At 41.9% G+C, this 9,960-nt stretch carries 8 protein-coding genes; 5 read left to right on the forward strand and 3 right to left on the reverse strand.

What is annotated here, in order from left to right:
• Window positions 1-66: 66 nt before the first annotated feature.
• Window positions 67-795 (reverse strand): response regulator transcription factor RpaB, encoded by a 729-nt coding sequence (gene rpaB, locus RMY16_RS27855; RefSeq protein WP_194042420.1) that lies wholly within the window; start codon window positions 793-795, stop codon window positions 67-69.
• A 170-nt stretch (window positions 796-965) separates the two neighbouring features.
• Here rpaB and radA point away from each other — a divergent pair, with 170 nt between their 5' ends.
• The gene (gene radA / locus RMY16_RS27860) at window positions 966-2,492 is read left to right on the forward strand and encodes a DNA repair protein RadA (protein WP_322739083.1); all 1,527 of its coding nucleotides are present in this window, start codon (window positions 966-968) and stop codon (window positions 2,490-2,492) included.
• A 98-nt stretch (window positions 2,493-2,590) separates the two neighbouring features.
• Window positions 2,591-3,319 carry a Uma2 family endonuclease gene (locus RMY16_RS27865; RefSeq protein ID WP_322739084.1) on the forward strand — a complete coding sequence of 243 codons (729 nt, stop codon included), beginning with the start codon at window positions 2,591-2,593 and terminating at the stop codon, window positions 3,317-3,319.
• A 404-nt stretch (window positions 3,320-3,723) separates the two neighbouring features.
• On the opposite strand, the gene RMY16_RS27870 is transcribed toward RMY16_RS27865, so the two are convergent.
• Window positions 3,724-3,924: a hypothetical protein gene (locus RMY16_RS27870; protein WP_322739085.1), complete on the reverse strand. Its 201-nt coding sequence runs from the start codon at window positions 3,922-3,924 to the stop codon at window positions 3,724-3,726.
• Window positions 3,925-4,324: 400 nt separating this feature from the next.
• Here RMY16_RS27870 and RMY16_RS27875 point away from each other — a divergent pair, with 400 nt between their 5' ends.
• Entirely contained in the window at window positions 4,325-5,566 is a 1,242-nt protein-coding gene (locus RMY16_RS27875; RefSeq protein WP_322660817.1) for a serine/threonine-protein kinase, read from the forward strand.
• A 201-nt stretch (window positions 5,567-5,767) separates the two neighbouring features.
• On the opposite strand, the gene RMY16_RS27880 is transcribed toward RMY16_RS27875, so the two are convergent.
• The gene (locus RMY16_RS27880) at window positions 5,768-6,688 is read right to left on the reverse strand and encodes a Tll0287-like domain-containing protein (RefSeq protein ID WP_322660573.1); all 921 of its coding nucleotides are present in this window, start codon (window positions 6,686-6,688) and stop codon (window positions 5,768-5,770) included.
• 295 nt (window positions 6,689-6,983) lie between these two features.
• Between RMY16_RS27880 and RMY16_RS27885 the strand changes: the two genes are divergently transcribed.
• Both RMY16_RS27885 and RMY16_RS27890 read left to right on the forward strand, forming a co-directional pair.
• The gene (locus RMY16_RS27885) at window positions 6,984-8,873 is read left to right on the forward strand and encodes a serine/threonine-protein kinase (RefSeq protein ID WP_322739086.1); all 1,890 of its coding nucleotides are present in this window, start codon (window positions 6,984-6,986) and stop codon (window positions 8,871-8,873) included.
• Between the two features lie 104 nt (window positions 8,874-8,977).
• Window positions 8,978-9,871, forward strand: a complete 894-nt coding sequence (locus tag RMY16_RS27890) for an SDH family Clp fold serine proteinase (RefSeq protein ID WP_322660815.1) — start codon at window positions 8,978-8,980, stop codon at window positions 9,869-9,871.
• Window positions 9,872-9,960 lie beyond the last annotated feature (89 nt).

Here is a 9,960-nt window from a genome sequence, read left to right on the forward strand (position 1 = left end):
CCTTGTCCCCTTGTCTCCTCTGCCCCCCGCCCCTCTGCCCCTCTGCTCCCCTGCTCCCTCATTTCCTCACTCCTCCCCTGGTTCAATAATCCGCTGGAAAAGATAACCAGTACCCCGTGCGGTGAGAATCAATTCTGGGTTGCTAGGATCATCTTCTAATTTTGCCCGCAAACGTGATATGTGCACATCTACTACGCGAGTATCTACATGACGTTCTGGTGTATAACCCCATACTTCCTGCAAAATTTCCGAACGAGAAAATGCTTCTCCAGAGCGACTAACTACCAACTCTAACAAACTGAACTCCATACCCGTTAATCGAATGCGCTCGTCACCTTTGTAGACTTGTCGCTTATTCGTATCGATTTTTATATTAGCGACATGAATTACCCCAGAACTGGGAATGCCAGAACCACTGGCTTTGTCTACCCGTCGCAACACCGAGCGAATCCGGGCTTCTAGCTCCTTGGGAGAAAATGGTTTAACTACATAGTCATCAGCACCCAATTCTAAGCCAGTGATGCGATCGGCTACATCACCCAAAGCTGTTAGCATAATAATGGGTACATCTGATTCTTTTCGTAATTCTTGACATACACCATAACCATCTAGCTTTGGCATCATTACATCCAAAACTACTAGGTCAGGATCAGTTTTGCGAAAAGTTTCCAAAGCTTCTTCCCCGTCGCCAGCCGTCACTACATCGTAGCCAATCATGGAAAGGCGTGTTTCCAAAATCCGGCGAATGCTGGCTTCGTCGTCTACCACCAAGATTTTTTCTTTATGGCTTTCCAAGTTTCTCTAGGCTCCTTGACTAAAAATTTACATGATTAATTTTTAATACCATAATATTAAGATATCATTCCATGAATTGATTTGGAAAAAGCTCTAAATACCACTATTATTAGTTTTTAGTTTTTTTCAAGAATTAAGTAAATATTAAGATTATTTAATAAGATTTAAGAATGGCAAAGCCAAAAACCTTTTTTACTTGCAACGAATGTGGAGCAGAATCGCCCCAGTGGTTTGGGAAATGTCCAGCTTGCGGTACTTACAACTCTCTAGAAGAACAAATTTCTATTCAATCCTCAGTAGATGTACCCAGCCGGGGGGGAGTGAGTGGTTGGCAATCAACTCAAACTAATGGCAAATCTCACGCTAAACCAGCTAAAGCGCGAGCCTCCTTAACATTTAACCAAATTACCGATCGCCAAATCGCCCGTTGGGAGTCTGGTTATGGAGAATTAGATCGAGTGCTTGGAGGTGGGGTTGTCCCTGGCTCTATGGTGCTAATTGGTGGCGATCCAGGTATTGGTAAATCGACTTTATTGTTGCAAGTATCTAATCAATTAGCACAGAAATATCGCATCCTTTACGTAACTGGTGAAGAATCGGGACAGCAGGTAAAATTACGAGCTTCCCGTTTGGGAGTATCAAAACCCTTAAGTGTTTTTAACGAGGGGAAAGTTGAAGTAGTAGTAGAGCCAGCACTTCCCATAGATCCTGACAGTATAGGTGCAGATTTATATGTACTACCAGAAACAGATTTAGAAGAAATTTTGCGGGAAATAGACTCTCTAAAACCAAATGTGGCGGTGATTGATAGTATCCAAACGGTGTTTTTTCCAGCGCTGACTTCTGCACCCGGTTCAGTAGCTCAGGTACGAGAATGTACCGCAGCACTGATGAAAGTGGCGAAGCACGAAGATATCACCATGCTGATTGTGGGACACGTCACCAAAGAAGGAGCGATCGCTGGGCCAAAAGTTTTAGAACATTTAGTTGATACAGTGTTGTATTTTGAAGGCGATCGCTTTGCCTCACATCGATTATTACGCACAGTCAAAAACCGCTTCGGCGCAACTCACGAAATCGGCATCTTTGAAATGGTGACAGATGGATTGCGAGAAGTTTCCAATCCCTCAGAGCTATTTTTAGGCAACCGTGACGATCCAGCGCCAGGTACTGCCATTGTCGTGGCTTGCGAAGGTACTCGCCCGATAGTTGTGGAACTACAAGCTTTGGTGAGTCCTACTAGCTACCCTTCACCTCGGCGTGCTGGAACTGGCGTAGATTACAATCGCTTGGTGCAAATTCTCGCCGTCTTAGAAAAACGAGTGGGGATTCCCATGTCCAAGTTAGATTCTTACGTTGCTTCTGCGGGTGGGTTGAATGTGGAAGAACCAGCGGTTGATTTAGGAATTGCGATCGCGATCGTTGCCAGTTTCCGTGATCGCATCGTCGATCCAGGTACAGTATTAATCGGTGAAGTTGGGTTAGGCGGACAAGTGCGATCGGTTTCCCAAATGGAACTGCGGTTAAAAGAAGCTGCAAAGTTGGGATTTAAACGAGCGATCGTCCCAAAAGGGACAAAATTTCCCGACTTGAATATTGAGATATTGCCAGTATCTAAAGTTATAGATGCGATTATCGCCGCAATCCCCCATCAAGAACTGACAGCAGACGATTTAGAACCCGATGAAGAAGAGTAACCAATAGCCCCTTTTTTAAGGATGTTGGGAGGATCTAAAACAGTCAAATACCAGGGTAAAATCCGAGATTTTAACATCACCCCAGAGGAAAACCCACTATGACAACCCTCACCCAAGACTACCAAATCACTTGGGAAAAACTGCCCGATGATTACAAACTTCCAGATGATCCAGTGGACAACATCAATCAACCAGCCTTAGCTGCTGCACTCACGGAAAGCCTGCAATTAGCCGGAAAAATTTCAGCCAACACCCTAACAACAACTAATTACGGTATTTGTGCCACTCTAAACAACAAAATGGTCATTAAAGCCCCTGATTGGGCTTTCATTGCCAAAATTAATGTTAGTAGAGAAGAAGTAACACGCAGTTACACCCCTCAATTACAGGGTGAGATTCCCGTAATTGTAATGGAATTTATTTCCGATACACAGGAGACAGAATATTCTATCAAAGCAACGTATCCCCCAGGAAAATGGTTTTTCTACGAGCGCATCTTAAAAGTGCCAAACTACATCATCTTTGAGCCAGATAGCGGCAGTATCGAAATGTATCGCTTACACAACACAGAACAGTACATTTTGCAAGAGCCTGATGAAAATCAACGCTGCTGGATAGCCGAAATGAATCTTTACCTTGGGGTGTGGCAAGGTACTCGTGAAAACCGCACAGGAAAGTGGTTACGGTGGTGGGATGAACAAGGAAACCTTTTGCCTTGGGGTTCCGAGTTAGCCCAAGAGGAACGCCAACGCGCCGAACAGGAACGCCAACGTGCTGAACGACTAGCAGCACAATTGCGGGCGGCGGGAATTGATCCAGAAGTCTGATGAAATGTTTTAGGAAAAATTGAAAGCTACTGATCCCTGACTTGTTTGACAAGCAGGGGATCTTATTTCTCACAAATGATTAAGTAGGGCTAAATACCAGTTGTTAGGCAAGAAGAGGATTTAACAACTGCGATGTCTACGACGGGCTACGCCTACGCCATAGGTTTATTACGATTGAATATACTGCTATTGTAGGCTTGATAATTTGCCAAGATTTTATTATGAATGCTTGGATCATTTAAACATGATGACAACTTTGACGGGAGAATTAATTCCCGCATCCACAAAGAAAGCCACTGCTGCAACTGCACGAGCTATCATTGTGGAACAAGAAGCTGCTCAAAAATGAAAAGCAGAACAATTAGCAGAACCTTTGTGTCAGTTAGGCGTGAATCCTAGATGAACTAGATGAATTCTTGTAGCTTCACGAGTCTTTTCTGACACGCAGCATAATTTTCTGCTTTTAAGGAATCAGCTGTACTGAAAACTTTGATAGCCGATGCTGAAGCAGCTATCTGATAACGATATTGGCTTTCAGAAAGATTAATTTTTGAGAGCGATCGCATATTTAGCACTTGAAATACATATAATATTCCTTTCAGCAAGTCTATAGCAACCTCAGTATTTATGAAAAACCATGATGTCAGGCTATATCCTTACTGTTCCTCAACTCAGTTTCAATTGGGTTACTAAGGGGAAAATAAGGTTCAGCAGCAAATCCCAAAGGTGATGCCCTGAACATTTGCAGATATTACCGCAGACACTGATTATGTTGCAGCAGCTAAAATACTTAAGTATGAGTAATACGATCAAACTACTCAGGTTAAAATTGTCTATTTGGTAACACAAAACCATCAGAAAATTGTAGAAAAGTGTATTTCCTTGTCTCGATAGTGGTGCTAACCTCAATTTAAAGGATGTTATCAGCCTTTATCTGCTAGAGTTTCTGACTTTCAGCAAATTAGATAATTTATCAATAACAAAATCGCTAGGAGTGCGATGATGATGTCACAGTCCCCTATGACAAGGCCAGAAATAGCTGCTGGAACTCTAATCGATAACCGCTATATTATCCAAAAACTTCTAGGACAGGGAGGATTGGGACGAACTTACTTAGCATTTGATACTCGTCGGTTTAATGAAGCTTGTGTTCTGAAAGAATTTGCACCCATTGGCACAGGCGAAAGTGGACTGGAACAATATCGTAACTTATTTAAAAGAGAGGCAAAAATTCTTCATCAATTGCAACATCCTCAAATTCCCAAGTTTTTGGCTTGCTTTGAAGGAGATGGTCGGCTATTCCTAGTACAAGAGTATGTTGACGGTAAAACATATTCAAGACTGCTAGGAGAACTTCAACGTCAAGGAAGAAATTTTTCTGAAGACGAAGTTATACAGTGGCTAAAAAATCTGCTGCCTGTTTTGGAATATGTCCATCAGCACAACATTATCCATCGAGATATTTCTCCTGACAACATCATGTTACCCGATGGCAAGGATCTGCCAGTGCTGATTGATTTTGGGGTAGGCAAGCAAATTGCTGACATTAACGAGGGGAGAAGTTCCAACCACCAGGTAACGTTTGTTGGCAAAATGTCCCTGGTAGGCAAAGTTGGATATGCTCCCCGCGAACAGATTAGTTTGGGTTTATGCTCACCCTCTAGTGACCTTTATGCTTTAGGTGTGACTGCTATTGTATTACTCACAGGTAGAGATCCATCTTTACTAATGGATCAATACTCACTTGAATGGAACTGGCGTGATTATACCTATGTTACTGATGGGTTTGCTCAAGTACTTGATTGCATGTTGGAAGATAGACCTAATAAGCGATACCAAACAGCCAGCGAAGTTCTTAGAGATTTAAGCCATATTGGAGAACCAGAAGTAACAATGTCTTCTGAAATCATAGTTGATGATTTGCCAGCCACGGTATTTAATCCTGAATTTCAGGCTATGTCGGTTATATCACAGTCATATAACCAAGCGGAAGAAACAATTTTTAGTTCACCTACTAGTCCACCAAATGGGCGACGAATTGAACAACAATCTTCACTCCAACCAGCATTTATCAAACATTGCCAGCAAGAATTAGCCTACCACATCGGACCAATGGCAAATCTGATTATAGAAGAAATACTAGCTCACAATCCTTATATTTCGGCTGACCAATTTGTTGAACTTGTAACTAAGGAAATCCCTAATTTTCAAGCAGCTTTTGAATTCAAAAAAAGCTTATTTTCATAAATATTTAGAGATCATCAAATTGAGGAATAATTTTTAATCTTTTAACTAATTCTGTAAGTTTAAGTCAAGAAAGCTAATAAAAGTAACAAGGTTTTTTGGCAAAGCTACAGGCAACGTCTTCTACATAATGTCATTACATTAGCGTAGCGGTAGCTAGTCCCGGGGGAACAAGCTACGCGCAACGTCTTGTAGAGAGCATCATTACATATTATTATAATCGCCTGCACCTCCTTGAGTACGTTTGATTCTTTTCATCGCCATTTCTAAACTTAACTGCATCCGTTTAAAGGCTTTAGCTAAATTACCAATTTCATCATTAGACATCTGCTCGAATTCAACTTCCATATGTCCCGTACTAACTTCTTCGGCTATGCGAGTCATGCGTTTGAGAGGAATTACAACTTGTCGATTCAAGAACAAATTGACTAATAGGATCGTCGCTATAAATATAGCTGATACAATCAAGATAATTAGTAAAGAAGACTGATTTGCTTTGTTAATGACATTCTTGGCGGGTACTGATATAATCTGAGCGCCAACAATTTCATTAAGTTTCCACCCAAATCCATTAGCAGCACCATAAAGACTAATCATACTTTGAGGTGCAGCTTCAGGTACACTATGACAGACCAGACAGCTTTGTTCAGACACTGCTAAGGGACGAGCAATATAAAAGATATCCCCACCAGGAATTGAGCGAAATCCACTAACTTCTTTAAGGTCTGGTTTATTTCTGAACTGTTCTACAATTTCCGTCTCAAAACCGTCAGCCTTATCCCGAAGATTTGTGGGATTGAGAGTTGCTTCTTTATAAAAGAAATCACGGTAGTCTGTTGTTTTCCGTAAAATTTCAAATACCTCTCGTGCTGAGTATGCAGGCACCGTTTGCGGCAAAAATTCAGTAGCCAATTTATCAACTAGCTCTGGATTCACTTGCGTACTAGTATATTTACGAACAGAACTCATTGTTTGCATGAGTATGAGACCAGTGGAGCTAATATCTTGTTTAGCATTCTCCCTTAGCAGAGAAGAAAGAGTAAATCCACTCAAGCTCAGACCAAATGTCAAAATTACCAGTAGCAGAATTGTAAATTTTTGTTTCAAATTGAGCTTCTTTAGCATAATTTTAGATTACCTACAAGTCAAATTATTATGAACAAATATGTCTAAAGTTACTGTTTACTCTAGCATGAGCAATCAACTTTCATATTTTTGTATAAAGGCATAGTTTAGGCAAAACTATGAGGGTATATTCAAACTTTATACTATTAGTAATTATTGAGGTTAATGAAAATGTTATCTAAGTAACTAAGTTCCAAAAAGCTACAACAGCAATTGAAATGGAATTCCCAAAAATTCGTGTTGGCTGTTCTCATACCGTGCCAAAATAAATACCAGCAATTGTCAAATATTACTAATGGTGTGGAATGCAGGAAAGTCTTTATTCGGGGGACGCTACATTATTGAAGGCCAATTAGGTGAAGGCGGAATTGGCATTACTTATCTTGCCAGAAATCAACGAAATCAACAGCGAGTGATTAAAACCCTCAAAGAAGAAATCCTGAATCACCCCGCCTGGATACTCCACCGAAACAAGTTACGGCAAGACTTTCGTGATGAAGCAGTTCGGCTGGCTGTGTGCCACCATCCTCATATAGTACAGATAGAAACCATCTTTGATGAGGGGAATTTGCCCTGCATGGTGATGGATTACATTGAAGGGGAAGATTTAGGACAGCGCTTGAAGCGAATAGGGGTGCTATCAGAGGCAGAAGCGCTACTCTACATCCGGCAAATTGGCGATGCTTTGACCCTAATCCATTCTAAAGGACTGTTACATAGGGATCTCAAACCACGCAATATTATGATCCGCATTAATAAATTAGAAGCAGTGCTGATAGACTTTGGCATCGCTAGAGAATTTGTTCCTAATATGATCCAAAGGCATACAGTGTATCGTACTCCTGGTTTTGCCCCACCGGAACAGTATGAATCAGAAGCACCGCGAGGAGAATACATTGATATTTACGCCCTAGCCGCTACTTTGTATAATTTGCTTACCGCAGTTGTACCAACTAGTGCAGATGATAGACGTCACAATATTAATTTAGAACCACCACAATATTTTAATCCCAACATCAGCAACAGGGTAAATCAGGCTATTATGTGCGGCATGGATCTGGAGTCAACGTATCGTCCCCAGTCTGTGCAGGAGTGGTTAGATTTATTAGGCCCTGATACTGGTGAAAATGTAACCAAAATATCATCTACTTTAGTGATCAAGCCTAGACTGCAAATACCTGTACCTGTTGTATTAGATCGGCAGAACTGGCAATGTGTACAGACCCTCAAAGGTCATTCTAGTATGGTTCATGCGATCGCCATTAGCCCAGATGGGCAATTTATTGCTAGTGGCAGTAATGACAACACCATCAAACTTTGGCAAGTAGGCACTGGCAAGTTAGTGCGTCAACTAGGTCGTTGGTCTTCTAGTCATTCCAGTATGGTTAATTCCGTCGCCTTTAGCCCAATCTCTTCAAACCTTTCTTATCAAGGCGAGTCCGGTAAATCTGCGGGAGTTACAGACCTGAACCGGGGAATTTTAGCTAGTGGGAGTTGGGATAATACAATCAAATTGTGGGATGTCAAGACAGGTAAAGAAATTCGTACTCTCACTGGTCATGCTAATTGGGTGAATTCCGTTACTTTTAGTCCCGATGGCAAGTTTCTGGCTAGTGGCAGTGCTGACTGCACAATCAAACTGTGGCAGGTATACACAGGCATAGAAATCCAAACTTTTACAGGTCATTCTGACCCAGTTTCGTCAGTTGCTTACTCTCCAAGAACGCCTGCAACCAATAGCCAGGATAGACAGCTAGTAGCTAGTGGCAGTAATGATTACACGATTAAACTGTGGCAAATATACACAGGCAGAAACATTTACACACTCACAGGCCATTCTTTCTTTGTCAACTGTATTGCCTTCAGCAAAAATGGGGAAATTATTGCCAGTGGCAGTGGTGACAACACAATTAAACTGTGGCATGTAAATACAGGCAAAGAAATTCGTACTCTCACAGGTCATTCTGATTCAGTTTGGTCAGTCGCCTTTAGTCAGGATGGACAATTCCTCGCTAGTGGCAGTTGGGACAACACTATCAAACTGTGGCACATACACAGTGGTACAGAAATCAGCACACTTACAGGGCATTTCAACTATGTTAGATGCGTTGCCTTCAGTCCCGATGGCCAAACTCTAGTTAGCGGTAGTGATGACGACACTATTAAAATTTGGCGAAGAGGGTAGTAAATAATTGGTAATTTTTCTATGAATCTATAGATAGAACTGCGATCGCCCCAAATTTGTGACAATAATGACGGCAACCGTTATTTTTGAACAAAAATAAATATATGGGCTTTGGTATTGGTGATTTATTCTGGATTTTCCTCCTTCTGACTTCTTTGCAACCCCTTTGGCAAAAACGTCAAATAGAATATCGGCGCTTGCGTGCTTTACAACAATTCCAGCAGGAACGTAAAAGTCGGGTGATTTTACTGATTCACCGCCAAGAGTCCATTAGCTTTTTGGGAATTCCCCTATCTCGCTACATTACTATTGAAGACTCAGAACAAATATTGCGAGCAATTCGCCTCACACCGCCAGATGTAGCAATTGACTTAATTTTGCACACTCCTGGCGGTTTGGTTTTAGCTACCGAACAAATCGCCAGAGCATTAATTCGCCACCAAGCAAAAGTCACAGTTTTTGTACCCCACTATGCGATGAGTGGCGGTACAATGCTTGCTCTGGCCTCTGATGAAATTATTATGGATGCTAACGCTGTCTTAGGGCCAGTTGATCCACAACTAGGTAATTACCCCGCAGCTAGTATCTTGAAAGTAGTTGAAGATAAACCCATCGGTGAGATTGATGACCAAACTCTAATTATGGCTGACCTCTCACGCAAAGCAATTCAGCAGGTACAGCGGTTTGTACGAACTTTGCTAAAAGACAGTATACCTAAACAAAAAGTTCTGCCAGAAAATATCGAACCGATTATCGAAGCCTTGACAACTGGGCGCGTCACTCACGACTATCCCATCACTATTGAAGAAGCAACAGAAATGGGGCTGCCCGTAACCGTTGGGCTGCCCCATTCTATTTACGATCTAATGGATCTGTACCCACAGCCACAAGGAGGACGACCCAGCGTGCAGTACATTCCTATGCCCTACAATGACCGTCGTCCAATTCTACCTACACCCAAGGGCAGACCTTTAGAAGAACCAAATCAGATGACTTGAAGGGCTTTGGGGTAGGAGTTTTTTGTGGCGACTAGGGTGTAGCTGTCGGTGTAGCTGTCGGTGTAGCTGTCGGTGTAGCTGTCGGTGTA

The organism is Nostoc sp. DedQUE12b, from assembly GCF_034530835.1.
GTDB lineage: Bacteria > Cyanobacteriota > Cyanobacteriia > Cyanobacteriales > Nostocaceae > Nostoc.

Coding starts and splice junctions, on each gene's coding strand:
- RMY16_RS27880 (WP_322660573.1), bottom strand. CDS start 6,688: ATGCTAAAGAAGCTCAATTTGAAACAAAAATTTACAATTCTGCTACTG.
- RMY16_RS27865 (WP_322739084.1), top strand. CDS start 2,591: ATGACAACCCTCACCCAAGACTACCAAATCACTTGGGAAAAACTGCCC.
- RMY16_RS27875 (WP_322660817.1), top strand. CDS start 4,325: ATGTCACAGTCCCCTATGACAAGGCCAGAAATAGCTGCTGGAACTCTA.
- RMY16_RS27885 (WP_322739086.1), top strand. CDS start 6,984: ATGGTGTGGAATGCAGGAAAGTCTTTATTCGGGGGACGCTACATTATT.
- RMY16_RS27890 (WP_322660815.1), top strand. CDS start 8,978: ATGGGCTTTGGTATTGGTGATTTATTCTGGATTTTCCTCCTTCTGACT.
- radA (WP_322739083.1), top strand. CDS start 966: ATGGCAAAGCCAAAAACCTTTTTTACTTGCAACGAATGTGGAGCAGAA.